General features: G+C 41.4%; 30 protein-coding genes. 26 read left to right on the top strand and 4 right to left on the bottom strand.

What is annotated here, in order from left to right; translation table 11 throughout:
• The first annotated feature begins 100 nt into the window (after positions 1–100).
• Complete coding sequence (locus ACX0G7_RS26055; protein WP_458926479.1) at positions 101–487, top strand: SMI1/KNR4 family protein; 387 nt, start codon at positions 101–103, stop codon at positions 485–487.
• Positions 488–1,111: 624 nt separating this feature from the next.
• Here ACX0G7_RS26055 and ACX0G7_RS26050 read toward each other — a convergent pair.
• Positions 1,112–1,378, bottom strand: a complete 267-nt coding sequence (locus tag ACX0G7_RS26050; RefSeq protein ID WP_458926478.1) for a hypothetical protein — start codon at positions 1,376–1,378, stop codon at positions 1,112–1,114.
• Positions 1,379–1,906: 528 nt separating this feature from the next.
• On the opposite strand from ACX0G7_RS26050, the gene ACX0G7_RS26045 reads away from it, so the two are divergent.
• From ACX0G7_RS26045 to ACX0G7_RS25925, 25 genes are all read left to right on the top strand, one after another.
• The gene (locus ACX0G7_RS26045) at positions 1,907–2,404 is read left to right on the top strand and encodes a hypothetical protein (protein ID WP_458926477.1); all 498 of its coding nucleotides are present in this window, start codon (positions 1,907–1,909) and stop codon (positions 2,402–2,404) included.
• Positions 2,405–3,177: 773 nt separating this feature from the next.
• Positions 3,178–4,014 carry a hypothetical protein gene (locus tag ACX0G7_RS26040; protein ID WP_458926476.1) on the top strand — a complete coding sequence of 279 codons (837 nt, stop codon included), beginning with the start codon at positions 3,178–3,180 and terminating at the stop codon, positions 4,012–4,014.
• 188 nt (positions 4,015–4,202) lie between these two features.
• Complete coding sequence (locus ACX0G7_RS26035; protein WP_458926475.1) at positions 4,203–4,643, top strand: hypothetical protein; 441 nt, start codon at positions 4,203–4,205, stop codon at positions 4,641–4,643.
• A 59-nt stretch (positions 4,644–4,702) separates the two neighbouring features.
• A complete protein-coding gene (locus tag ACX0G7_RS26030; protein ID WP_458926474.1) occupies positions 4,703–5,284 on the top strand; it encodes a hypothetical protein in 582 nt (193 codons plus the stop codon).
• Positions 5,285–5,461: 177 nt separating this feature from the next.
• Positions 5,462–5,797, top strand: coding sequence for an Imm32 family immunity protein (locus tag ACX0G7_RS26025; RefSeq protein WP_458926473.1), 336 nt, complete (start codon positions 5,462–5,464; stop codon positions 5,795–5,797).
• A 247-nt stretch (positions 5,798–6,044) separates the two neighbouring features.
• On the top strand, positions 6,045–6,440 hold the full coding sequence (locus tag ACX0G7_RS26020) for a hypothetical protein (RefSeq protein WP_458926472.1): 396 nt from the start codon (positions 6,045–6,047) through the stop codon (positions 6,438–6,440).
• Complete coding sequence (locus ACX0G7_RS26015) at positions 6,437–6,649, top strand: hypothetical protein (RefSeq protein WP_458926471.1); 213 nt, start codon at positions 6,437–6,439, stop codon at positions 6,647–6,649. Before ACX0G7_RS26020 ends, ACX0G7_RS26015 begins: the two co-directional genes overlap by 4 nt.
• Positions 6,650–6,718: 69 nt before the next feature.
• Positions 6,719–7,552: a hypothetical protein gene (locus tag ACX0G7_RS26010; protein ID WP_458926470.1), complete on the top strand. Its 834-nt coding sequence runs from the start codon at positions 6,719–6,721 to the stop codon at positions 7,550–7,552.
• 144 nt (positions 7,553–7,696) lie between these two features.
• Entirely contained in the window at positions 7,697–7,936 is a 240-nt protein-coding gene (locus ACX0G7_RS26005; RefSeq protein WP_458926469.1) for a DUF433 domain-containing protein, read from the top strand.
• 435 nt (positions 7,937–8,371) lie between these two features.
• Positions 8,372–9,145, top strand: a complete 774-nt coding sequence (locus ACX0G7_RS26000) for a hypothetical protein (RefSeq protein WP_458926468.1) — start codon at positions 8,372–8,374, stop codon at positions 9,143–9,145.
• Between the two features lie 867 nt (positions 9,146–10,012).
• Entirely contained in the window at positions 10,013–10,315 is a 303-nt protein-coding gene (locus tag ACX0G7_RS25995) for a hypothetical protein (RefSeq protein WP_458926467.1), read from the top strand.
• Between the two features lie 12 nt (positions 10,316–10,327).
• A complete protein-coding gene (locus tag ACX0G7_RS25990; protein ID WP_458926466.1) occupies positions 10,328–11,104 on the top strand; it encodes a hypothetical protein in 777 nt (258 codons plus the stop codon).
• Positions 11,105–11,525: 421 nt separating this feature from the next.
• Positions 11,526–12,182, top strand: a complete 657-nt coding sequence (locus ACX0G7_RS25985; protein WP_458926465.1) for a hypothetical protein — start codon at positions 11,526–11,528, stop codon at positions 12,180–12,182.
• A gap of 329 nt (positions 12,183–12,511) precedes the next feature.
• Positions 12,512–12,667, top strand: coding sequence for a hypothetical protein (locus ACX0G7_RS25980; protein ID WP_458926464.1), 156 nt, complete (start codon positions 12,512–12,514; stop codon positions 12,665–12,667).
• A gap of 116 nt (positions 12,668–12,783) precedes the next feature.
• Positions 12,784–13,239 carry a hypothetical protein gene (locus tag ACX0G7_RS25975; protein WP_458926463.1) on the top strand — a complete coding sequence of 152 codons (456 nt, stop codon included), beginning with the start codon at positions 12,784–12,786 and terminating at the stop codon, positions 13,237–13,239.
• Positions 13,240–13,360: 121 nt separating this feature from the next.
• Entirely contained in the window at positions 13,361–13,765 is a 405-nt protein-coding gene (locus tag ACX0G7_RS25970) for a hypothetical protein (RefSeq protein ID WP_458926462.1), read from the top strand.
• A gap of 209 nt (positions 13,766–13,974) precedes the next feature.
• Positions 13,975–14,367: a hypothetical protein gene (locus tag ACX0G7_RS25965; protein WP_458926461.1), complete on the top strand. Its 393-nt coding sequence runs from the start codon at positions 13,975–13,977 to the stop codon at positions 14,365–14,367.
• The gene (locus ACX0G7_RS25960) at positions 14,364–15,116 is read left to right on the top strand and encodes a hypothetical protein (protein WP_458926460.1); all 753 of its coding nucleotides are present in this window, start codon (positions 14,364–14,366) and stop codon (positions 15,114–15,116) included. Before ACX0G7_RS25965 ends, ACX0G7_RS25960 begins: the two co-directional genes overlap by 4 nt.
• Before the next feature lie 103 nt (positions 15,117–15,219).
• Entirely contained in the window at positions 15,220–15,981 is a 762-nt protein-coding gene (locus ACX0G7_RS25955) for a hypothetical protein (RefSeq protein ID WP_458926459.1), read from the top strand.
• Positions 15,982–16,965: 984 nt separating this feature from the next.
• Positions 16,966–17,331, top strand: a complete 366-nt coding sequence (locus tag ACX0G7_RS25950; RefSeq protein ID WP_458926458.1) for a VOC family protein — start codon at positions 16,966–16,968, stop codon at positions 17,329–17,331.
• A gap of 183 nt (positions 17,332–17,514) precedes the next feature.
• Positions 17,515–17,700 (top strand): hypothetical protein, encoded by a 186-nt coding sequence (locus ACX0G7_RS25945; protein ID WP_458926457.1) that lies wholly within the window; start codon positions 17,515–17,517, stop codon positions 17,698–17,700.
• Positions 17,701–17,890: 190 nt separating this feature from the next.
• Positions 17,891–18,352, top strand: coding sequence for a hypothetical protein (locus ACX0G7_RS25940; RefSeq protein ID WP_458926456.1), 462 nt, complete (start codon positions 17,891–17,893; stop codon positions 18,350–18,352).
• 354 nt (positions 18,353–18,706) lie between these two features.
• Complete coding sequence (locus tag ACX0G7_RS25935; RefSeq protein ID WP_458926455.1) at positions 18,707–19,030, top strand: PadR family transcriptional regulator; 324 nt, start codon at positions 18,707–18,709, stop codon at positions 19,028–19,030.
• Positions 19,017–20,045: a permease prefix domain 2-containing transporter gene (locus tag ACX0G7_RS25930; RefSeq protein WP_458926454.1), complete on the top strand. Its 1,029-nt coding sequence runs from the start codon at positions 19,017–19,019 to the stop codon at positions 20,043–20,045. The genes ACX0G7_RS25935 and ACX0G7_RS25930 overlap by 14 nt, the downstream gene beginning before the upstream one ends.
• A gap of 80 nt (positions 20,046–20,125) precedes the next feature.
• Positions 20,126–20,314 carry a hypothetical protein gene (locus ACX0G7_RS25925; protein ID WP_458926453.1) on the top strand — a complete coding sequence of 63 codons (189 nt, stop codon included), beginning with the start codon at positions 20,126–20,128 and terminating at the stop codon, positions 20,312–20,314.
• Positions 20,315–20,492: 178 nt separating this feature from the next.
• On the opposite strand, the gene ACX0G7_RS25920 is transcribed toward ACX0G7_RS25925, so the two are convergent.
• From ACX0G7_RS25920 to ACX0G7_RS25910, 3 genes are all read right to left on the bottom strand, one after another.
• On the bottom strand, positions 20,493–22,466 hold the full coding sequence (locus ACX0G7_RS25920; protein WP_458926452.1) for an OmpA family protein: 1,974 nt from the start codon (positions 22,464–22,466) through the stop codon (positions 20,493–20,495).
• A 53-nt stretch (positions 22,467–22,519) separates the two neighbouring features.
• Positions 22,520–24,322 carry an Ig-like domain-containing protein gene (locus ACX0G7_RS25915; RefSeq protein ID WP_458926451.1) on the bottom strand — a complete coding sequence of 601 codons (1,803 nt, stop codon included), beginning with the start codon at positions 24,320–24,322 and terminating at the stop codon, positions 22,520–22,522.
• Between the two features lie 70 nt (positions 24,323–24,392).
• The coding region (locus tag ACX0G7_RS25910; RefSeq protein ID WP_458926450.1) for a hypothetical protein at positions 24,393–24,714 on the bottom strand (322 nt) is incomplete at its 5' end.

The raw sequence follows: 24,714 nt of genomic DNA, 5'->3' as shown, positions 1-24,714 counted from the left end.
GTATTGCCAAAAGCGGCCATTAACATTCATGAAATTTAAAAATACCTTCGGGCCGCCTTCGGCAATACATCCCCGTTAGCGGCAAACCGCGCTTGTGACTTTGAATACTAATACAAGATATTTCCTTATGGTGTCGGTCGATAAACTGCTTGAAATAGAAAAGAGGAGAAATATTTCATTGCCCACATCGTACAAAGATTTTTTCCAACGCTGTCAGAGGTCTCGACCAGAGAATTTGATTGGTACAGAGTTAATCAATGACATTGAAGATTTGAATGGTCCCGCAGAAGAATTATTGCGAGAATGTGGAATGGATGTTTTCATAAATCCAGATGATTTTGTTTTCATGATGCACCAAGGTTATATGTTTTGGTACTTTTCTGCCAAAGGGGATCCAGACCCGGTAGTGTTTGGGTACTTTGAAGGTAAAGGAGACCGAGATCAGCATGGCCGGCTATCAAATTTCCTGGCGCGTGTCTTCCTTTAACCTACGCATGAATAAGTATGACAATGCGTCGAAATTGAGTGGCATTAGCCTTCTGAAACAATGGTCTGCCGCTAACATGGTATTGGCAAAAGCGGGCAGCCAGTAACAAGTAGTTTAAATACCGAGTGATGCCCGCCTTCGCCAATACTTCCACGCTATGTGCAATCGCTTATGAATTCATTTAAGCCAGATCATAGAAAGTCTAATGCCTTATTTATCCTCGGGATGTGTTTTGCCGGTCTGTCGTACCTGGCACTCGAGTCCCAAGGTATATTTATGAAGGCCTACTGGGTGATTCTGTGCTTATCAACTGGGATCATATGTTTTTCTTTATCAATGTTCTCTAGATATCTGATACATATCATACAAGGGACTTTGATAATTAGTAACCGGTACAAATTCTTTTCGAAAAAAATCGACCTGCAGGAAGTAAAACGCGTAAAAATTGTTAATAAAGAATTTCCCGTCGGGATATACAACAACACACTATTGCATTTGCTGCTTTGGAACCGAAAATTCAGTAGGTTCAAACAAATACATCTGTTTGACTCCTGTGGGAAAAAGATATTTACAATTGATGGACAGGGATTAGAGAACAGAGACTTTGATAGATTGGTAAAAGTGCTAAAGAGGAAATAGACTGCACATAACATGGTATTCGCAAAAGCGGGCAGCGAATACCATGGCAATCAAAACACCAAGTTGTTGCTCGCCTTCGCCAATACTTCCACGTTGGGCGTAATGCTCAATCCACAAAAACGCGTTTAGTGAAATCGTTCCTATTAGTATGTTTGATGTTGGTTTTATTCTTGGCAAAAGTGTGGTCACAGGAGAAAGATCAATACATAGCTTCAGAGTTAAAATATTCGTCGCAGTTTGCTCAATATCCAAGTGGGGAACCTGGTTTATTCAAGATTGTTGCGCACAAAGTTCGTTATCAAAACTTTCCCCGCAGCGAGCAACGAGACACAATATCAATCGCGATGCAGTTCACGGTTCTGAAAGACGGAAGGCTTAGCAACATTCTTTTTTATTCCGGTGATCAGAGGATTGAACGACCTGTCCGAAATGCATTACTTGCAGCCGGTAACTGGATTGCGGCCAGTCAAGGAGGGAGATATGTTAATAGTTATAGAAAGGTGAAGTTTCAGTTCCGGTTCGATCATATAAATAAACAATGGGAATTTGACAGAAATGAATCAGGGTACTTGATATTGTGAGCACACCTACTTCACACACTACGCTCAACATGGTATTGGCAAAAGCGGGCGGGCCAGTGTCGTGTTGAACAAAATAGTAAGTGATGCCCGCCTTCGCCAATACTTCCACGTTACCTGCCATTCGCCTATGCGTACAATACTAATTATGCTTTCAATGTGCTTTTTTTCTTGTTCATCCTCTACAAAGGAATCATCAGCTGTGAAAGGCGACAGCAAGAAAGTTGCAGACACAGTCGCGTCAACAGATGATGCCGCCGGAGGTGAAGAAAAACCAGACTATCGAAAGGAATTTATAGACGAGTATGCTAAGACATTGTCAATCGACACATCATTTTCAACGAAGAAAAGGACATACACCGTTCTATTCAGACACTTGTGTAGCTGGGATAGCGCTTTGGTAGTTCCTGCGAAATACAATTACGACACAGGATCTGATTTTAAGACACACAATTTCCACTCGGAATTGACGGTGCTTGAAGGGGTAGATACTGCCTTCAAAAAAGTTATTACAAAAGATGATTTCAAATCACTTCTGGATCCGGCACTAGAAAGCTACGGTACATTATTATTTCCGACTTTAAGATTCAGAAATGATTCAATAGAAGTTAAGTACAGCATTTCAATTCCAGTAACGGACGTCGGCATCCCTGTGATAATTCAATTTGATACCGAAGGAAAGTCCACAATAAAACAATGAACGGCAGGTAACATGGTATTGGCAAAAGCGGGCGGCCAGTTGCAGTGGAACAAACTATCAAGCTATGCCCGCCTTCGCCAATACTTCCACGTTGCCTGCAAGCTCTGCAACACCCTAAAACTTAAAGACTATGTTATACCTGTTATGGGGATTATTAAATATTGGGCTTTTCATTTGGTTCATAGTTATTTGTTTCAGTGCTACCAAACAGATTAAGGAAAAGTTCGGACTGTTAACATCGATAGTTTTCGTATTCGGACTGCTATCATTTATTGGTGGGTCGAAGGCTGACACGCACAACAACGAGCCTAATTCTAATCAAATAAAAACCTGGAAATTTCATGCCCAAGACAGTTTAGACCATGAGTCGAAATTGTTCTTTGAAATCGATTTAGAGGAGACTTTAATTTCCAGGTATTGTTTAGGTATTGTATATGGTAAGGATAAGACGTTCCAGAATAATATACCAGTCAGTGCAACGTCTTGGATGTCAGGATTTCAAAGTGGCACAGATTGGAAGCCTATATCGATACTAATAAATCGCACAGACGACAATCAGAAATTTGAATACGAAGTAAATGGCACGATCAATTGGAGTTTGCTTGGAACTACAATTTATGCTCAGTCCAAAAGTTGGACAGGATCTGCAGTCCTCAAATAAGCCAGCAGGCAACATGGTATTGGCAAAAGCGGGCGGCCAGTTACATATGGAGCAAAACCCTAATCTATGCCCGCCTTCGCCAATACTTCCACGTTGTGGGCAAGCTTAGGGAATGACGCCAATGGAAACGACAACTAAACAAATAGTAGAAGGAAGTCAGGCAATTCGAGCTTCGACCGTTGCTTATTCAGCGAACTTTATTTTGGATAATGGGGGGGTGCTAAATATTTACAATGACCTAACAGAAGCCGACTGCAAGTCTATCATTTCGACAAATAAATTGAAACTCATACAATTTGCCAAAGCATTCAAGGTTACGAGTAGAACATTCGAATTGATAAACAATAAATTATTGATCTTAAGACCCATCCCGGGGCTTGGGTTGGGACTGAATGGTTTTGACGCTGTAGACGATTTGGAATGTTTGAGCCAATTACCAAATTTGAAGTCCTTGAAAGTTGACATGTATAAAAATAACCAAATTGACCAAATAAATAAGTATTGTCGACTTGTGAAGTTAGTGCTGGGAGGAAACGGAATTTCGATTAAATCCATTGTTGAGCAAGAAGATGTAGAGGAGCTTTTCCTTTTTGAGAAACTCAAAGACGTGGAAGTCATTGGTTCAATGAGAAACCTGAAGAAAGTTACGTTTTCAAAAATGACTTTGAAGAATCACGATTTCCTTACCAGTATCGACAATTTGCGAGAATTACATTTCATGTTAGGCAGCGCGACAAATTATCAAAGTCTTCCAAATATTGGAAGAATAGAAAAATTGTCTTTTACTTGGGTCAGACAATTGACAGTTGAGCATCTTCTACCAATCAATCAAATGAGCTACTTAAAGGAGCTACAATTCGACACGCAGGCGCATTTAACAGATCTTGATTGGTTGACGAATAAGAACGTTAACACTGAAGTCGTCAACTGTAAGAAATTCAAGAAATGAAGCTCTAATCCGTTCACCTGGACAACCGTTAACTAATGCCGCCTGCCCATAACATGGTATTGGCAAAAGCGGGCAGCGAATACCATGTAATTTATAAACCGAGTGTTGCCCGCCTTCGCCAATACTTCCACGTTGTGTGCCACTGAGTCAACAATTGAAGTATTGCAAAAGAATTAATTAGAAACCCGATGATCTTTCAGGAAATTTTGCTTGACAAATATTGTCCGACCCTCACCTACAAATTCAAAATAAGTTTGTGGTGTGATACTCTTCTTATCGAGACACTAATCATCTCTTTTCACGGAAGGTATAGAGATGGCTCCGCAGGTAGTCCAGACGCCGGCTTAATAAAAGGAGTAAACAGAACCGGCGTGGCGGTTTTTCGTCCATTTTCCGTTATAGTGGACTTCACTGATCTTGAATACAATTGGGACGATGACCTTGACCTTTCATTTGAAGAGACCGCGCCGGCAACGACTCTGGTAATTGTTGGTGAGAAATGCAGGTCCGCAATGTCTTCACTTCAATTTGGGCTGTATACGGACACAGATATAGTCGACCATGATGTATTTTTTGAAAGTTTGGCTGTAGCCTTAGAGAAACTGAAAAGCCAAAACGATAGAAGGTAGCCGAACGGCTGCAAGAGCAGCACACAACATGGTATTGGCAAAAGCGGGCGGCCAGTTACGTGTCAGAGAGCATATCAAACTTTGCCCGCCTTCGCCAATACTTCCACGTTGTGCGTTATGCTGAAGCAAAACAAACCGATGTAATTTATATGACAGACAGGAAAGTTGATATTGTCCAAATGATTGTGGATGAATGGAGGCAGCTAGGTTTTCATTATGACTTTGATGAGGGTGCTTCTGTAAACCAGTGGAGGTTTTTCGGACATAAACAGGGACTTTTGAATTTTGTAAAGCTGATTGACGACTATGTAAATAACGACAACAACAATCATTTTTCAGAACATGAACACTATGGCCCATATATGTATTTGAAAATTATTACGCTGGAGGATCAAAGTGTAATTAATCGAAATGCTATCGGCGGGACAATTGCGGATTTGAAAAAATTAAAAGATATGCTTGCTGATAAAATCGACAAAAGTGTACCTGGACAAACGTTTTCTATTGACAAAGTATATGGCGAAGAGAATACCGTGACTACTAAGTTCTTTGTTATGGCTGACGATTTTGATCCTGTGACGATGGACGAATTGATAATGTCAGATAGGCAAAAAGTAGTGAACCAACAAAATGGAATGTAAACGACTTTAGGTGTGGAACCAAGCACGAACGCACAACATGGTATTGGCAAAAGCGGGCGGCAGAGACCATGTCGAACACAGCACCATGTGTTGCCCGCCTTTCGCCAATACTTCCACGTTGTGCGTCACTTCGGACAACGCGAATAAGATAATAATTGGTGACACATTTACGGTAACATGAAAAAACATAAACACGAGATAACTGGACATCTGGACATATTTGTTGCAGATTTTGAAGAAGAATTTGAAGGAGAAATCGAAAAATGGCAAAACATCTTGATTCACGGGAATCCCGAGGGGCTTAGATCTTTTGCAAAAATATTAATACAAATAGCGGACTTAAACCAAGATAGTATAACTGACCTTCCTATCGGAGCAAGAGAACATATTCATTTGCGACCGGATATTGAATTAAGCAAAAGTTCCCTGGAAGTAATTGTTGGGAGAATAGACGCAAAAGGTACAGGTGTCTTCTATGATCGATATGTTGCAAAAAGTGAGAAGGAGCAGTAGCATAGACAATAGTAAATGACGCAGATAGTTTTTGAGATATAGATCACTGGAGAAGATATTTATTCCAGCAATTACGCAATGCGACAGTACGCTGGCTTTTTGTGAGTTACATTTCGAGGTAAAATGCGACGCACAACATGGTATTGGCAAAAGCGGGCGGCCAGTTCCATGCGGAACGAAACAGTAAACTATGCCAGCCTTCGCCAATACTTCCACGTTAGGCGAAAACTCCATCAAAAATTTCTAAGTGCTAGAAATAGTCTTTAAACCGACAATACTTGATCGACGGCATAAACTCGTTGTTGATTCTCATTTCTTGACAATGGGGTTGGAAGACTCTGAAAGGGAAATCTGGTTAAAATTAGACAAGAGCGATATTGCCGCTTTTCGATATGGTGTGAAATGGATAAAAGGTGTAGAATTTATAATCGGACGAATTTATTGCATTGACGTTATGGCTAAATCGGGAGAGATACTTTCAATAAGGCTGAAATCACTTTATGGTATAAATAAGGCAGCTATCTGGAATAAATACTCCCAAATCCTTGAGGCGCTTTCCAATTATTATTTCGATGATTTGTGCAGAGAGTTAATAGCCAAAATCAAGCAAGGGAAGAGTGGCGTCACAAAAAAATTATCGTGAGAAATAGAGGAATCGAATTACCTAAACAAAAAAAGTTATTGCTGTGGGCCGATGTTGGAACACAGCTCTACTCTACATACTATGCTATTTATTCTAAATCGAAACCAGACGTTTATCAGTCTTTTGAGTTTCTTGACGATTGGAATACTGGTGTCGTATATAGCTTGGTTGAAACCATTCTTCAAACAAGCGGCGTGGATGTAGAGTAGTCCGTCCTCGCCTAACATGGTATTGGCAAAAGCGGGCGGCCAGTGTCGTGTCGAACAAAACATCAAGCCATGCCCGCCTTCGCCAATACTTCCACGTTAGGTGCAATAATTAGACAACCCATGAGATCAACATATTTATTAATTTTATTTTCCTTCTATCTCGTTAAGGCTTCTGTTGGTCAGGAATTTAGTAAGAGCGACATTGTCAACTTCAAAATAAAGTCAATAACGACTATTGACGGTCAAGGATATATAAAAGGCATCAAGTTCTATAACGACAAAGGAGATGTTATCAAGGAAGGTTCATTAGATCACGAGAATCAGCTTCAGATTGACAGAGAGTTTTTTTATAACGACTCTTCGAAGCTTATCGAAGAGCGGACATTCACAAGCAGTGGCGAAATAAATTCAACTTCAAAGTATTACAATAATGACAAAAGTCAAGTCATTAAAAAGGAATACATTTCAGATGACCAAGTTTATGCTACTAGGACATTTGAGTATAATGAAAATGGAAATCTTACTCGGGAGACACAGACATCTAAAACAATGGGAAACACATTATCAGAGTACAAGTATGACACTAGCAATAATTTGCTAATACAGGAAGAGAGATCACATGATTCTAGAGGTAAAGAAGAAAGAATTAACTATAAGTACAGTGACAAGGGTCAGCTAATTGAGAAAAAAACAAAAGTTTATTTTTTCAACACAACAATTACAACGACTTACGATTATAATGACACAGGTACGCTGAAAAAGGTTTATGAAAAATCTTCAAATGGAGTTTCTTCTACGACATTATACGAGTACAATGATCAAGGATTATTAGCAGTCGACACGTGGGAAAGTTCAATAAGTAAAAAGCCCCAAAAGACAAGATACCAGATAAAGTTTGAGTGACTTTTACTTCACCTAACATGGTATAGGCAAAAGCGGGCAGCTAATACCATGGCGAACAAAACACCAAGTTGTTGCCCGCCTTCGCCAATACTTTCACGTTATGTGCCACGGCCGTCGGAGAATAAAAAATTGTAACTTTAGGGTATGGACATTAAGAAGTTAATCACTATTGATGACGAGATTCTAGGCGGTCAGCCAGTCTTCGCTGGAACGAGGGTGCCAATTGAGACCTTATTCGATCACCTGGAGTCCGGTGTGCCACTAGATGAATTCCTTGCAGACTTCCCATCTGTATCTCGCCAACAAGCAGTTGACCTACTGGAGGCTGCTAACAAAATTTTCAGTTCCAAGAACATCGAAGAATTATATGCGTCTGTTGCTTGATGAGAATTTGCCTAATCGATTGAAAGAAGATTTCCCAGAGCATGAGATTTTTACCGTGAGAGACAAAGGTTGGAATGGCATCAAGAACGGCGCACTCCTTAAACTGATGCTTGAGGAAAATTTCGATGCCTAACTAACGTTTGACAAAAATCTTCGGTATCAACAGAACTTTACAAAATACCCTATTGCCGTTTTTGTCTTGACTGCTTCGAATAACACTTACATCGTTCTAAAAGAATCAGCCTCAGATATTAAAAAGTATTTAGGTAGCAAAAAGTTGAAACCAGGAGTAATTATTATTCCTCACGAAAGGCACCGCGGCACATAACATGGTATTGGCAAAGCGGGCGGCCAGTGTCGTGTCGAACAAAACATCAAGATGTGCCCGCCTTCGCCAATACTTCCACCTTGGGCGCAACCTTACGTACCCTAACTATGTGGCCATTTAAAAAGCGCACTAATAGCAAAGCAGAACCATTGTCGGATTTTCAATCAATATTATGCATACCTGGGGAATGGAAGGATTGGAACGAGTTTATTGTACGACTACTTGAAGCAACCAGTGGGGAATATATCGCTGCAGGGAAGGTATTGATGCATACAAAATCGCAGCGGTTTTTCGAACTTGAATTTCGCACGCGCGATGAAAATATGCGAAAGTCGTTCGCATATGCAGGGTTGGTGAACAGGGTGTCTGAGTCTTTTTTAAACCGGATAAATGATCATTCGCAAGTACTCTATTTACTAGGGAAGGGTGGAACTTTGAAGGATGCAGCAAATATTGCTTGCGCAGGCGAAGCAATTCTTAAAGCCGGTGGCTTAGGAGTCAAAGTTGAGACGGCTGGCAAAGCTTTTGAACAGGAACAATGGAGTAGTTTCCTTGAGTCTTTCAGTGAAAGTCATCTTTACGACATGTTTGTTTTAGATTCGATAGCTAATGACGAAGGCTCCACCTACTCGTGCGGGATGCACAATTTTGGTCTCAAGGATACAATTGTTCGTGGGGAAGAGTTTCAACATGCGGTAAGGCTTATCCGTATTTTCAATTTCTATCAAATTGTAGACAAACCATCTATCTCTAATGGACAAACTTTCAGTCGGGAGATCGACTCGGAAAAGTATCGAGTTGAAGCTGAAAACGATCAGCCAAACAAAGGCTGTGAACTTTTTGAGAACCCTTTTGGAATGTGGCAACTAACGCGCTTATAACCAGGCTTCGCCCAACATGGTATTGGCAAAAGCGGGCGGCCAGTTACATGTCGCACACAACATCTTGCTATGCCCGCCTTCGCCAATACTTCCGCGTTAGTGGCAATCGCAGAAACAACGAAAATAGAAGTATGATAAAATATCTTCGAAACCGAAAATTGGCGTTTTATATTGCGCTATCATATGTTGGATTCGGTACGTTATCAGTGTGCTCGGTTTATCCAGCTGACCCATTTTATGGAAAATGGTCTTTGTTTGGCTTATTGATAACGTTCCCAGTATCTATCATTAGTTTTGGATATCGTTATGGGGAAGCTAATCTTCTTTATCCCGTTTTTACTATTCAAATCATAATGTACATTTTGACATTTTTAATTCTAACAGCATTTATAAAGACAAAGAAAAGTAATATTGAAATTGACTAGTTTATAAAACTTTCAAATCTAACGAATAACAACTGCCACTAACACGAGTTTTGCGTCAGGCGGGGTGATGTGCAAACTTGGAGCTTTGTGCTACTAACGAACTTTAGTAATAAATGAAACTTTGTGCTTTGAAACCCGCCCGAACGCAAAGCCCTCTCCGTTGTAGGCAATTCTTGAACCACCACCCGGTAACAATTGTTAGGGGTAATTTTCACTTATGCAACTGAATCATAGAATTAATTTGAATTTGTTGGACTTTTTTAAAACTGGCAAATTCGACTATATAAAGCTCGGGCAAAGCAAGTCCTGGATCCTTGCAAACTTTCCCGATCCCGATGACTTAGAAATCGCTTCTGAAGTTTACAATACAGATATTTGGTGTTATGGTGATTTTGAATTTCATTTTGATGCAAATGAGCTGGTCTTAATTCATTCAGAGTAGATGGATAGCCTCGATGGGGGTGACAGTTTAGAACTAGAAAGATGGATTTTTTCAGAGCCAGACAAATTGTCGCTTTCGTTTGTACTAGAGCAACTAAATATCGAGCGGATAAATTTCAGCGTAGATCACCCCAAATTCGGTCCATTAGATAGAGTAAAGGTGACCATACTAAAAAGTGGTGTTCAGCTTGGCTTTTCACCTGTCGAAAATCAAAGAAATGGGGACATAACTCCTTTGTATGGTCAGGCACGTAATGACAGCAATATGTTTCGATGTGATGGATTCAACCTCAGTCGCGGCTGAACTGCCTACAGCATGGTATTGGCAAAAGCGGACAGCCAGTTTCATGTTGAAGAAAACACTAACTCTTGTCCGCTTTCGCCAAAACTTCCACGTTACCGACAAGGCAACTGTTGTGAATTAAACAACCTAATGATAACCGTTCAGAAAATAGCGCCGTCCATAGCTCAGCATTTTGTAGACACCGACGATTCTAAGATTGACGAAGGAAATGCCAGCATCACTCTTGATGAAAGTAAGCTCGGACTTTATTCAAAATATCTTAACCGCCTTCATGACAGCAACGTGCTCCAAGCGGAAACGAAAAACGGGAACTTTTCACTCACTCTTAACGATTTTGTAAGTCATGTCTTCGCAGATGCTCTAGTTGAACGTAAGAACATTGCTGTCGCCCATGAGGATCTTGTATTTCCCGTTTGCCTTGAATTTAAAGATGCGGAGGTGACCTTCAATTTAGTTAATAATTCTGGTGCAGTACGTCAAATAGACCAGGTGCAATTCGATGAATATATCGATGAGCAAATTTTGCAAGTCACCGATAGCTTTATCGAAATCGCATTAGTGGTTTGGAAAAATGGAGGAAATAATCAACACGGCAAATACCTTTTAATTTTTATCAAGACCTCAAGTATCAACGTAGTGGAGTCACAGGACGCGGCTTGGCAGTCTTTATTCGGCCCAGAATTTCAGCGGTATTACCAGTATTTCAAGATCCAATTAAAAGCGGACAGATACTGTGCTGATCAAACCATCTGTGGTCAGTTGGTGGACGAAGTTGATGCGGGTACTTGAGTAAATGCAGCCTTGCCGGTAACATGGTATTGGCAAAAGCGGGCAGCGAAAGTCGTGTGAACAGAATACCGATTGTTGCCCGTCTTCGCCAATAACTCCACGTTGAAGGTAATTGTCGTGCAACATGTTTTCATGAAATATATAAATAAGAAGGGCTTGTCTTCGACTACCATTTCAGAATTTAAGAGGTGACGGCAGCTAACCTGGTACAGCATAAACCGGGGGCCATTGAACCTGAACCAAAACAACCAGCTTTGGCCGTCTTCAACCATACTTTCTTGTAGACGGAAAAGAAAAGGTGCTCCTCAACAAAAACTATGAGAGTATTAGCAACAGCCAGTATGGCGAAAGCGGGCGGCCCGTACTTGTTAAACATAACATCAAGCTTTGACCTCCTTCTCCAATAAGTAAAATTTCACCTATGTCGAAATACCTCTCTTACTTAACAACAATCTTTTGCTTAATGGTCATCACAGGCTTTCAATGTGATAAAGAGGAACCTGCCCCACCGAAACAAAGTTTTGTTGAGCGGATGGCGTTAACACCAGCTAAGAAAGTCTATCATATCGGGGATACACTTTGGCTTAAATTCATTACATCTGACAAAACACTTTTAGACACGATAAGTAATCAACGACTCTCGTCCAGTTCCCTTAAAATATTCTTTGGAGCTTCGGTAGTTCCTTTGTTTCAAACACCTGCAGATCCGGTAGACGGATACTGTAATTTTATAACACCAGCTAATACTGTAGCAGACCTTAGGACTAGCAAATACGGGACAATTGTGTCTTTTGATGTAGGTTGTGACAACGCAACTAGCTATGATGTCCAGATTGGTATAATTCTGAAATATTCAGGATTTTACGCTTTAAGACTTCCTGACTGGGCGGAATTAAAAGTTTGCAGAAATGTTGTGAATCCCTACCCTGCTGCTTCATTGCTTTTTCGCTATGATCTTACCGACCTAAACAACGATGTTTACAACACTATTCCCTCCTCAGCCCGAAGGGATTTTCCAAACGGATTCAACGAACTGCTAATTAATTTGAAGGCAGCGTATGCTTTTCACGTTCAGTAGATAAACGCATGCCAATGATTCAGCTCATAACCGGAGTGATCCCGCTTTTAATACATTCGGTAAAAGCCAGCGGCCGGTCCAAATGGGACCAGGGTTTGAGGTTGGTTTATTGCTAATGGCAATTGGCGCGATAGTGACGTTAGCGACATTTTTGCGACGAATAAGGGTTATTATGGTACACACCTCTAAGGATCAAAATATCAAGCTCTATTTCACTCGTTAAATAAGGGATAGGTACTGGAGCTCGCTCGGACAATCATATCCGATAGTAATTCATCCTGTTGCGGAAGTATGGACAAGTTGATCGAGCGCTTGCCATCGGTTCTCAGATGGAGAACCTACAATTCCTGAGAAATCGAGAGATCCTGGATGAAGAACAATATGAAGCGCTGAAGGACGAGTTGCTGGCAGCCGGCACCATGTGGATAGAATTAACAAGCTATGCCCGCCTTCGGAAATACTTCCAAGTTTGCGGCAAATTATGAGACCAATCCTAATTTTGACAGCATTAATATTTGCTAAGCTTTCGTTCCCTCAAGGTTTGGCTGACACAACAATACAAAAAAGGCAATTAGACAGTCTTAAATATGTTGTGTATAAATTGAAAGATAGTTTAAGAAGGCTCCAGTACGAAAGCAACGTAATGCTACACTGTCGTTCCATTGATACTACTGCATACGGAAAGGACTCGGTTGTCGTCGAATTTAAATCGAAGGACGGTAAATTACTAAAGACACATACCAAAGAGGATCATCAATCGGATAGACATTACGGCTTTGAGAAAACTGAATATTTCAATACTCGAGGGCGACCTGAATTTGTGGAGCGATGGGAACTAGCGAGGTCTTCAGATGATGACGACCGCCAAATCTTTACATGGAAAGTTTACTCATATGAACGATTTGTATATGATTCAACAGAAAGGGTAGTTGCTTCAGTAAGATTTTATCCTGCTTTTTCGGGACGGAGGGTACTTAAATATGAACATACATACCTTGCTGACGGAACTAAGATTTCGACAAGAGAAACTATAGAAATAGAAAAGTTTTGGGACTGAAAAAATCTGCCGCTAACATGGTATTGGCAAAAGCGGGCAGTCAGCACCAAGTAATGTAAAAACCAAATTATTGCCCGCCTTCGCTAATACCTTTACGTTGGGCGTCATTTAAAAACCCTGCATGCCACTTAGACTCAAAGACATTGAAGCCTATGGAGCTCCAATATCATTTTTACAACCCGGAAAAGCAGATGTTAGAGTTGGTCCGTGTTCGGCAAGCCCTTGGTCAAAGAAAAAAATTCCTTTAGATGGTAGACATTATGTCTGCGCTGGAGTTATCATTTTAAAGAATGGAGTTAAGCTGAGATCAAATTTCGAGATTAACACTCACACGTTCGATTTCTTAGAGCGGCGCACAGTAAAATGTTTCATAGATGATGCCTGGTATTATATGGATGAACCTGAACTCTATGAAAAACTGGGAATAGACATGGAGGGAGCTTTGCCATATAAATGGCTTCCTGATATTCCGCTTGACTATTCCGATGTAGGGCCATATCCAATGAAATGGCCAGATGAAGACTGAACAACAAACGACGCACAACATAGGCTTGCCAAAAGCCTGGTTGCAATAAATTCAAATCATTCATTAACTTCCACCGGCCTTCGGCAAGCCTTGTTCGTTGTGTGCCATTCATGTTCCAAATGCTTAAACTAATTTTTTATACGGTAATATTGTCTCTTAGTTCGTTGTGCGTAAACGTTGATCACAGAATCAACAAGGTTCAGTTATTTATGATCAGCGCGCCAATAATCGATACAACGCCTTTAAGAATCATTAGATTGTTTGATAATCACAAGCCATTTCGAGTTATTGTTCAAGGAAGTGAGATCCAGCGCAATACTACAGATAAGGATACTGCAAAATGTGCGAGATGGACTCTGACTACGAAGCAGGTTGAGCAGGTGATAAAGTTTTCTGAAGAAATAAGCGGGACTGTATGGGATCTCGCATTCTCAAATTTAAGTTGTTCAGTGCAAGGCAAACTCATTCAAGACAAAATTGAGTATCTTTTCAATATTAACGCTGGATCCTATGTTCAAGTCACAAGTGGTGATACAACTATTGTCTATGGAGATTTTGTCAAGAGCCATAAACGATATTTTCTTTCCTCTCCTGAACAATGAACACCACAGAACATGGTATTGGCAAAAGCGGGCAGCCAGCAACAAGTAACTTAAACACCAAGTTGTTGCCCGCCTTCGCCGATACTTCCACGTTGTATGCCATTTGCCGTTTTATGCCAATAAAAAGTATTTCAGGATTTCAAATCATCAAGAAAGAGATTGGAATTGCATTAGCTGAATTTGGATTCCAATTTCACGGCAATTCGTCTCTTTTTAGATTCACTCATGCCGATTTATTGCAATTTCTCCACTTTCAAATGGGCGTGAGATCGTTAAACGAAAAGTGTACCATTAACGTAGTCCAGCAAGGTCTTTTTGTACCAGGTTGTTCGTTTAGTGTCTTGGAACCTGGGGGAAGAATCGGGAACTTCACTGAAGAGAATCGGGATGAATGGTGGTATTGCAATTCACCCGAAGCCGCATTCTCTTCTCTACCCGAGATTAAGACAATTCTTTTCAACGACGTCTTGCCATTTTTTCAATTAGCTAATGTCGAATCGAAATTTCCAGAGCTGATAGAGAGCGATCACCACCAATTTATCTGGAAGAATTCAACATTTCTCCACAAAGGGTATTTTTATTTAAAGTGTAAGCAATACGAAAAGGCAATGAATGCCTTTCAAGTAAAGCCAAGCCGTGTCAATAAATTTAAGACAATAAAAAAATACGTTGAGCGCGGGGAATTCGAGAGAATCGATACACTGCTGCAGGAGAACGTCCAATATGCGAAAAGCCTCTTAACATCATAAACGACATACAATATGGTATTGGCAAAAGCAGGGGTAAATCCTGGCACGGTAAACATAATTTCGCTTGCCTGAGCTGATACTTTCACAGTTATTAAGCAAGCTAATGACAACAATTACTCCTTACATAACAATCTACTCGGAAGAGAATATTAACTTAAGTTGGATTGGCGACTGCGCGGTCAGGGCAACCCTTATATTTTCAAAGAATCTTGATTATAATAAGAGTCTTTTTAGAAAGAGAGTTAATATCCATTTGAGTGATGAGGAGAGAGCTCATTCGGACTTCAGCATTAAGTCAATCTGGATTAAAAATAAGATAGACACTTCCCTGGATCTCAGTGATGAAGAAAAAATAGGGTTTTTTCTTAAGATCATTTGTGACTCTTTAATGACTATCGCGGAGATTGAAGGATGGGAAACAAATCAATTTGACAAAGCCTATAAGCTTTCAGTCGCTGATAAAGGTAATTTTGTCTGGTACTCACAACTGAAAACAAATAAAAACAGAAATTTAAAAGCAAGAGTCAAAATTTCATTTGACAAAGACGGTAAAGTACCGATAATCGCTGAGTTCTTTGGCATAGGCCCGGTCGCATTATTTGAAGTTACAATTATAGATACTTTTTTGCATTTTGTGGATTGGGAAAGAATTTTTGAGAAACCAAGGTGGCTGGACAACGAAAGGTTTGGCTTTAATCTCCTCAACTCTCAATTACGAATTTTGGCAAACTTTAGCTCGAGACAATCTGAAACGATTATTTCAGAAACCAGCTGGAGTAGGGAGCAAATAGAGGGTCGGCTACGAAGTATTACTTTTAGCCGGTTTGCAAATAATAAAGAATATGTAGAATGGGCAAATAAATAGCCTGCCTAAAACATGCGGTCTTGCGCGACCCGGGATTTTCATTACTGAAAGCAAAGGTGTAACAAAGGCTTCAGTCAACAAAGAATTGTTTGTCACTAATCAGCTTACAAACGGCATTAATCATATAGATAATCGTTTAGCGGCGAAGTATTCTGAAATCAGGATTTTGCCAAACCGATCATAGATACGGCAGCTAATATGGTATTGGCAAAAGCGGGCAGGGGGTATAATGTGGAATGCACTGCCCAGCTATGCCCGCCTTCGCCCTACTTCCATGTTAGCTGCCAGACTAAAAGCTAGTCATTTGCGTCATGATAAATACAAATTCGGATAGTTTCCGGAAGTGGAGCAGGATTTTCCGGCCCATCCTCATTTATTTAGGAATACTCCTCGGTGTTTGGAGTGCTGAAAGGTTTTCCCCTTCAGGTCCGCACAATCCTGGGCCTGCATTTTTATTGTTTTTCCTTTTGCTGATTGTAAACATTATCTGGTTGATAGTTGATGTTTTCAAATCTGTGAGAGGAAGGAATGTTAAACCGGAAATTCTTATCCATATAATAGTGTTACTAACCTGGATGTCCCTTTTCGTGAAGGATTAGGACTTTAAAATTTGGTAATTCCCGAAGTAAACGTGTTCAAGTATAGTGGCCCGGCTGGAGCAATCCCCCTGAATCAACAGTTAATCATCCTAAGATGTAGATGCGAGTGAGCCACCTTAAAGCTCTTGTGGTTGGAGATATCAGTTCTGAGATGTGCCCGCCAACTTTTTTCGTGTAAGTCTATACCAATAAATAACTTTGATGTAGTGATCATTTGAGAATTCATAGACTTAGATTTTAGTGGATAATATTGAACGATGTATCCCATGTCAAAATTAGGCAGCTCGAGTGATCGCTTTACATAGATGCCTGGCAAAAGCGGGCAGCCGGTGTCGTGTCGAAAAGAGCATCTGGCTACGCGACAGAAAAACAAAGAACACAAAATATGTTAGGACTTAGAACGACAATTTACAAAGTTGGAGACATCCAAAAAGCGACAGAATGGTACTCAAAAGCTTTTGAAACAAATCCTTATTTCAACGAACCTTATTATGTCGGATTCAACATTCAAGGATACGAACTAGGGCTTCAACCAGAAGAAGTTCCGACTGTGGACAAAATTGAAAGTGTAGTTGCTTATTGGGGTGTAGCAAATGTTCAAGAAGTTTACGACCGACTAATTCAATTAGGAGCAACAGAAAATGAAAATCCATATAATGTTGGGGGAGAAATAATTACTGCAACTGTTAAAGACCCATTTGGGAACCATATTGGTTTAATTTACAATCCTCACTTTAAATTAGATGACTAATTAATGGCTTCCGACCAAATCTTGTTGATCCAGGCAATAAAGCAACATCTATCGCTGTTAAGTACAGCAAGACTGACGTTGAAGCTTTTCTCGCGACAGACAGTATTGCAAGTGACTAAATGGCTTACTTGGATCAGTGTGCGTTCGCCAGCACCTCCACGTTAAGAGCCATCCTGAAAAATTATGCACTCAAGTAGTTTTTGGTTAAAAGCAATCACAACCGCAATAGGTGTCGCACTTGTAGTGCTTACTTTTTTCGAGGCATCCTTTTTCGAGAGTTGGTTGGATTCAATACCTGTTTCTTTATCCCTTGGAGGAGTGTTTTATATGGCCACCGATGAAGGACTTCTCAGTCTTGGCTGTCAGTGAACCGACAACAACCGGTTACAATCGATGGTGTTACCTATTCATAAACCTGGGGCAACATAGCACTTTACAAAAATCGTGGAGTCGATTTTATGTGTAATCAATATTAATCGATGGTTGCCATCACCGAAATTGCCGTTGCCAAGAATCGCACTGTCACACGTTAATTCAAACAATAATTTTCACCTTACTTATGAACTTTCTAAACAGAATATTCAGAACTAATATGGTTGATTGTCCGCGATGCGCCGGGAAAGGTAAAGTCGATCTTGAAGATATTAAGCGACTTAAGCAAGAATTGTTCTGGGCTCCGGGGAAATGTGCCTATTGCAATGGAAATGGTAAAGTTCCACCTGACCGAATTGAAAAACTGCCTGTCGACTGTGAGTATTTAACAACAGACTTGCCTTCCTGGGAAAGACACAAAGTGATAAACAACGATGTAGAAGCACTTAAAAGAGCAAATGAATTTAAACAGTACGTGCTTACCGTCGTTCAGGACATTCAACATTTATATTACATTGAAAATAAAGAGCCAGGCGAAATAGCTGACCTACTGTTTCATCAGCAGGGGCAACGGGTTTATGATCCTTTAGAAAATCAGGAGATCATTGACTACATAGAAAAAGCGATCAAAACCAGGATCAAGGAATAACTTTCATTCAATGTGTTTAGGCAATTCGAAGATGTTCAGGATTTGATACGTTCGATGTTTTTAATCGACACGATGTCAAAAGAAGAAATGAAGCTTGAAATTTCGAGGACACCAAAACTATTTGGTCTATCATGCTAAAAATAACTGAGGAGAATTACGATACTTATAAAAAGACACTCGAGATTATTTGGAGGTACACAGCACCTCTTTTGAATCTCGAACCTAAAGTTAACTCTTCGCCAATTGCTATGCTGACTCAATGGGAATCTGAGAGCATGGGAACTGCAGGATCACGATTAATACTACAAAAGTGGTAAATATCAGGAATATTGCTATATTTGGTCGGAAAAGACCATGGGAGAATTTGAAGAGTTGATACTTCTTATCGTAGCCATAATGAATGGCAAGGCTTATAGTATTGGTATCATCGAAGAGCTGGAAAACCGAACGGATAGGTCCGCAGCAATTGGCGCTGTACAAGCTGTTCTTAAACGGATGGAAGAAAAAGGCTGGGTAACATCTGAGTTTGGCGAAGCTACAAAAGAGCGCGGGGGAAAACGCAAACGCTATTACACCATCACTTCGATTGGTAAAACAACATTAGCTGAAAACAGGGAAAAACGTAATAGTCTCTGGGAAGCAATACCAAACCCTGGATTGAATTATGGATCAGTTTGAGAAACAACCACCGGGTTGGGTAATCTCAGTGTTGAGCTTCATTGTTCACCGTGATTTTCGCGAAGAAATTGAAGGCGATCTGCTGGAAAAGTATCAGCGTGATTTGCAAAAATACGGACCGGCCATTGCCCGAAGGCGACTGTATCTTGAAATGCTTTCAATGGCAAAACCAAAACTTATTTTTAATGTAAACCGTAGTACAATGCAATCCAGAAACTGGTTACTACTTTTACTGGTACTACTTTTAGTTGCAATAGCTCCTGTTGCACCGTTTTTACCGGGTTCAACTAACGATTTTTCTCCTGGCATATCACGTTTTGCCCAAACGATAGGATACATTGGATTGCCTTTTTTGCTTTTCGGTTTGATTTGGCTGATCATCGAAATCCGAAACAAAAACGGTCAACGACTCAACCGTTGGACGAATGGTTATTATCCATCGTTGTTGACACTGAGTCCTGTTGTCCTGTTTGTGCCGCTGAAATTAGCATCATTAATTCTCAACGGCGACGCATTCAGCATCTTGCCGTTAACAATCATTATTTCAATCACGGCCTTCTTTATTTATCGTATCCAAAAACTCAAAAAGAAGACTCAGTATAGCTTTAATCCTGCCCCTTTATATATTGTTTTGATTCCTGCTATTGCTTTGCTCAGTTCCAAATTTGTGCTGGAAAAAGCAGCAGGAATAACCCGGGAACGAGCTATCATAAACACGGAACCTCTGATTGCAGCAATTGAAAAATACAAGACAGAGAACGGCGAATATCCCGAGACTTTAGAATCCGTTATAGGAAAGTATATCCAGGATATTCCAACATTCAATGTCATGGGTACGAGAGCCTGCCAATATGTGAAACGAAACAGCTCTTTCGAACTCACTATTGAGCGACTCTGGCATTGGAACGCTACCGAGGTGGTTGTTTACAATACATTGGGGGACACAGGCGTAAAAGGTAATTATGAAAACTACCCTACCAATCATATGAATTGGTCGTATTATTTTGCCGATTGAGAAGTGATAGCTTTTGGAAAACAGGCTTTTTCAAGCCGAAGGCCGACCACAGAATAACTTCGTTGTCTTATACAGACTCTATGTCAAAAGAAGAAATCAAGCAGGAAATTGCAAAGACACTAGATCATTTCTCCGAAAGTGCGTTGCTGGATTTATTATCCTTTCTGAAACAGTTATCAACGGAAAAAACGCAGTCTCTGTTTTCAGGCGATCATCTTCAACGTCTCTTAGTTGAAGACAAAGAACTCCTGGAGAAACTGGCGAGATGATCCGGATACACGAGGTTTTGCCCCTGCATGAATCATTGATAGAGCGTTTCGACTGCGAATGATGGCCATGATCTGGGCAAAGATGTTGGTCACAAAAAAAGTCCCCTCAAAAACCAGCTTATCTGGCTTCAAGGGGACCACCAATTCTCATTTGACCTGAGAAGATCTCTAAGTAAGTTTATTTCTTTTCCGGAACGATGTCGATAATTACAGTCCTGTTATAGTATAATTCTTCCGGAAGATTATTCGCAAAAGGCGACATCGCTGCATCCTTGCCGAACCCGTAAGTATCAAACTTAACACCTGTGATGCCTTTTTTCAATAAGGCAGCTTCAATTACTTTTTGTGTACCGGCCGCGCGTTCATTGGAAAGCGCCAGATTGTAATTGCCATTTCCTACAACATCCGTATGGCCGTGAATTACGACCCGGTCGTTTGCAACGATAAGCGGGGAGACCACCTCTTCGAGGAATTTGTGATAGCCCTCAACTGTGCTCGCTTTGTCGAAATCGAACAGTACGCTGTATCTCAGGCCTTGCTGCCCGTTCTCAGTGGCTTTTACCAACCTGAGAGAACTTTCCCTGGTGATGGTCCGGCCGTCTTTGGTCGTACCTGTCAGTAAGATTTTATAGTCGCCGTTAGCGTCGTTTCCTAAAATTGATTTTCCCGAAACAGAAGTCTGATCTGAAGTGAAAGGGCCGAAGTTCTGAGTCGTTCCTTTGTCATCCGTAACCTGTAATGTCCATGAACTAAGCAGTGAATCTGCTCCGCCGGCAGTGAAGATTACATGGCTGTCCACAGGATCTGCCTGTACCGCTTTAATCTCTACAGGTTTCATCCATGCAGAAGATGCGCCTCCCACCTGCAACAGCAGATCCGAAGAAGGGCTTGAAATTTTAACCATACGATCAGTTTCAGTAAGTAGTCCCATCTCAGTCTTATCAAGTGCTTTCCTCGTTGATATAACACTTGCTTTCTTACCATCAACTGTGATCCTCGATGCATCAATGCCAAAAGAATTACCCAGGTAAGTGCGGATGTTTTCAGCCATTCGTTTAGCATCACCGGCGTTTGTTTCCGATGTTCCGCGTAATGAAATGGTACTGGTCGGGTGCGAGCGCATCCTGTCCCCCACTATATTAAGAACATTATGATACACGGCCATCTGCCTTGATGATCTGCCAGAAGTCAGATCTTCCGGCTGTGATTCCTGCAATCCTTCTTCCCTGAAAGACGCTGCGTCTTGTGGCGTTAACCGGACATAACGTGCTGGTATTTCTAATGAACCTTTGTCAAAGAACACTCCGTTAATGAGCGGAAACGTTTCTTTTACTGGGCGATTGGAAGGAACAGATAAAGGTGCGCGAACTGAAAATTGAACTTCGGCAGGCGAAGCGGCTATTGGTGCGGTTTCTGGCTCTGGCTTATCTTTTACATCTTTCTTCACTTTACCAAACTTCAGTGCTATGCCACCACGGAAAGTGTTGGTTGACCAGGATTCCACGCTGCGTGGATCACGACCAATATTTGATTGAAAGGATACGAATGGTGACAAGGTCACTTGAGTTGAACTTGATTTACGGGAGATGGGCAAATCTATTCCTGCGCCGGCCTGGGCGGCCAACACCGTTTTTCTCACATCACTCCATTCGCCTTTTAAATCAGCCTGCTTTTCCTGGGTATAGCTGAAAGATTTTGCAACATTAAAACCAATTACCGGACCGGCGAACAAATAGAAAGATGAACCAAATGGTGCGATGCGTAAAGCCGGCTCGATATTAAAATAACTAAGATTGGTTTGCAATGTGGCCGGACAATCGCATGGGGCAATCACATCATCAAATTTCCCACCGCGGTTATCATAGGCAATATTGAGCATTCCACCGAACACCTTACCTGGCCTGTACTCCGTAAGCAAGGAAAGATATGGTTTCACGCTTGTTCCTTTATGGAACGGCGTTGGTGTAGTGCGACTGCTATTAAGCATTTGCGTTTTGCCGTCGTACGTATTAACATTTGCAGCGCCGGAAAACCCGAACCACCATGTTGGACGCGGCCGGACAGTCTCCTGGCCATGTGTAGTTGCCTGGGTTGACAATAATGTGCAAGCCACAAGGGCGAATTTTGGAATTATATTATTGGATGATGACATATAGATTGTTATTGACTGTTATTTGTGAAATGGAGATTTAATTCCTGATGTTATTATTGAACGTTGATGGTTGTATTTACCATGGTCACCGACCCAACAAGCGAGATCGCTTTTCCGTTAAGGACCGTTTGTACGGTATTGCCTGCTGTCGACAGGGTAACACCTGCGGAACTAATGATTGTGCCTGACATAACACCTCCGCCCGCACCATTGATGGTTGCAGCACTTCCTACCCACCAGAAAACATTTTTTGCCTGGGCACCGTTGATCAACAGCACACTCATTGCCCCTGCTGGTCCTGCAATTCCAACGGTAAGACTTGTTGGCGCCTGGAAGATAAAGACAGCATTTGCGTCGCCTTTTGCATCAAGTGTCAGATCACCATTGGTAATGTTGAATGAACCCCCGGCTGACTTGTAAACTCCCGATGTTAAGGTGAGGCCACCAAGTTCGCCTGCTCCGGGATCAATACCGCCAGGTCGCGCAGCGGGAGAGATAGATATATACGCATCGTTTGCGTCGGCTAAACCCTGCGTTGCTTTAGCAAAAGATGTAGCATCACCGGGCATAGGTGGTGCTGTATAAATACCGCCGGTGACATTTCCTATATTTAAGGTTGTCTCAGTGTAAATAGCCTGAGTTAAGCCATCATGAAAACCAGTGATAAGTGTTGACTCAGCAGTAGTGGCAATTCCCCCACCGTTGATAATAGTATTTATGCCCTGGTTCGTTATTCCTGCAGTTCCACCGAAGACACCAAAATTAATGAGCGTGCCGACCGGAGGCGCGACTACTATTGGCGGTTTGGTCGTAAACGTCCAGCTATGTGCTGAAATAAGGTTATTTCCACCAAGATCCTTGATGGCAGTTGTAAGTGTAGCTGTGTATTGAGTATTAAACAACAGATTGTTCGCCGGAGTAAAAGTAGAGATGCTACCCGTAGTAGCTACTGTACCTGTTACAGGCACCCCGCCAGCTGTCAGTGTAAAACTGCTCAACGTGACCGTTGAACCGTTAACATCTTCATTAAAAGTTGCCGAGATCACTGCATTTGGCTCAACAAGTGTTGCCAGGTTGGAAGGATTGGTAAGTGTCACTGTCGGCGGAAGATCCGGAATAGCAATGGTAGTGAAAGAAGAGCTGAAATTTGCTGCAAGCGCATTACCCGGAAGATCTTTTGCTCCTGTTGTAATGGTAACAGTGTACTGGTTATTGTTAGTCAACGCTACAGTTGGTGTAAAATATGCGGTTGTACCTGAATAGGAAATCACGCCGTTAACTGCGGTTCCGCCAGCAGTTGTATTGGTCACCAGGATGTTTGTTTGTAAGGAAGCAACATCCATTTCTTCACTGAAGTTGACCGCTATAACCTTTGCAACAGCTACATCCACCGCCGCGTTCGCAGGGTCTGTAGTAACTACGGTTGGCGCAATTACATCAATGAGTTTGCCTGTAGTAAAACTCCAGGTATAGTCGTCAATCATCGTGTTCTGTGACGGATCTTTTACTCCTGCTTTCATTGTAACTGTATAAACGGTAAGTGGTAATAAGTCTGCAGCCGGGGAAAACATCGCAGATGTATCCGCATAACTTATTGTGCCTGCAATTACATTAGCACCTTGCTTAACGATATAAGAAGTTGAATTGAAAGACGCAGGATTCATTGCTTCATTAAACCTTACAATAACCTTACTGTTAAGCACTACATCGGTAGCCAGGTTAGCAGGTGTAGTTGAGAGCACTTCCGGGCAAACGCCGATCTTGCCAGGATCATCGTCCCCTTTTTTACATCCAAACGCGAATAAGATTAAGCTAACGAGGAGTAACATTGGTCTCGTCGTAAATTTTGTTTTCATAATTAAATTTTTAGTTGGTCAAATGTTTGGTTTATTAGAAGAATTGTGTGTTGAACTATCTGATAAGAAGTTAGTAGGTGTTTACTTTATCACATGATCTGGCAATGGAGAGGAAACCATTTGTGAGTGCGGGAAAAGCTGTCACCATGAAATGAACGCCGGTAGCGATGGTTTCGCCATTTCCCAAACCGGCTACGGTTCCCCCCAGCACTATGTTTCCTGTTACTGTTGAAGATGGCATGAACCCGTTAATGGGGCCATTAACACTGCCGATATCTCCCGTGAATTGGGAGCTTCCTGTATTCACAACGGCGCCACCAGATGTATATAGGAAAAAACCTGCAGCAGTGCCAGGACTGATCCGGGCAAGGGTAGATGATGAGACCATATAC

It is taken from the genome of Flavitalea antarctica (genome assembly GCF_054461535.1).
The sequence above is the reverse complement of the archived record's forward strand: the minus strand, read 5'-3'. Positions and strand labels throughout refer to the sequence as shown.

Coding starts and splice junctions, on each gene's coding strand:
- ACX0G7_RS26040 (WP_458926476.1), top strand. CDS start 3,178: ATGACGCCAATGGAAACGACAACTAAACAAATAGTAGAAGGAAGTCAG.
- ACX0G7_RS26035 (WP_458926475.1), top strand. CDS start 4,203: ATGATCTTTCAGGAAATTTTGCTTGACAAATATTGTCCGACCCTCACC.
- ACX0G7_RS26025 (WP_458926473.1), top strand. CDS start 5,462: ATGAAAAAACATAAACACGAGATAACTGGACATCTGGACATATTTGTT.
- ACX0G7_RS26010 (WP_458926470.1), top strand. CDS start 6,719: ATGCCCGCCTTCGCCAATACTTCCACGTTAGGTGCAATAATTAGACAA.
- ACX0G7_RS26005 (WP_458926469.1), top strand. CDS start 7,697: ATGGACATTAAGAAGTTAATCACTATTGATGACGAGATTCTAGGCGGT.
- ACX0G7_RS26000 (WP_458926468.1), top strand. CDS start 8,372: ATGTGGCCATTTAAAAAGCGCACTAATAGCAAAGCAGAACCATTGTCG.
- ACX0G7_RS25995 (WP_458926467.1), top strand. CDS start 10,013: ATGGATAGCCTCGATGGGGGTGACAGTTTAGAACTAGAAAGATGGATT.
- ACX0G7_RS25990 (WP_458926466.1), top strand. CDS start 10,328: ATGGTATTGGCAAAAGCGGACAGCCAGTTTCATGTTGAAGAAAACACT.
- ACX0G7_RS25985 (WP_458926465.1), top strand. CDS start 11,526: ATGTCGAAATACCTCTCTTACTTAACAACAATCTTTTGCTTAATGGTC.
- ACX0G7_RS25980 (WP_458926464.1), top strand. CDS start 12,512: ATGGAGAACCTACAATTCCTGAGAAATCGAGAGATCCTGGATGAAGAA.
- ACX0G7_RS25970 (WP_458926462.1), top strand. CDS start 13,361: ATGCCACTTAGACTCAAAGACATTGAAGCCTATGGAGCTCCAATATCA.
- ACX0G7_RS25965 (WP_458926461.1), top strand. CDS start 13,975: ATGATCAGCGCGCCAATAATCGATACAACGCCTTTAAGAATCATTAGA.
- ACX0G7_RS25960 (WP_458926460.1), top strand. CDS start 14,364: ATGAACACCACAGAACATGGTATTGGCAAAAGCGGGCAGCCAGCAACA.
- ACX0G7_RS25955 (WP_458926459.1), top strand. CDS start 15,220: ATGACAACAATTACTCCTTACATAACAATCTACTCGGAAGAGAATATT.
- ACX0G7_RS25950 (WP_458926458.1), top strand. CDS start 16,966: ATGTTAGGACTTAGAACGACAATTTACAAAGTTGGAGACATCCAAAAA.
- ACX0G7_RS25945 (WP_458926457.1), top strand. CDS start 17,515: ATGCACTCAAGTAGTTTTTGGTTAAAAGCAATCACAACCGCAATAGGT.
- ACX0G7_RS25940 (WP_458926456.1), top strand. CDS start 17,891: ATGAACTTTCTAAACAGAATATTCAGAACTAATATGGTTGATTGTCCG.
- ACX0G7_RS25935 (WP_458926455.1), top strand. CDS start 18,707: ATGGGAGAATTTGAAGAGTTGATACTTCTTATCGTAGCCATAATGAAT.
- ACX0G7_RS25930 (WP_458926454.1), top strand. CDS start 19,017: ATGGATCAGTTTGAGAAACAACCACCGGGTTGGGTAATCTCAGTGTTG.
- ACX0G7_RS25925 (WP_458926453.1), top strand. CDS start 20,126: ATGTCAAAAGAAGAAATCAAGCAGGAAATTGCAAAGACACTAGATCAT.
- ACX0G7_RS25920 (WP_458926452.1), bottom strand. CDS start 22,466: ATGTCATCATCCAATAATATAATTCCAAAATTCGCCCTTGTGGCTTGC.
- ACX0G7_RS25915 (WP_458926451.1), bottom strand. CDS start 24,322: ATGAAAACAAAATTTACGACGAGACCAATGTTACTCCTCGTTAGCTTA.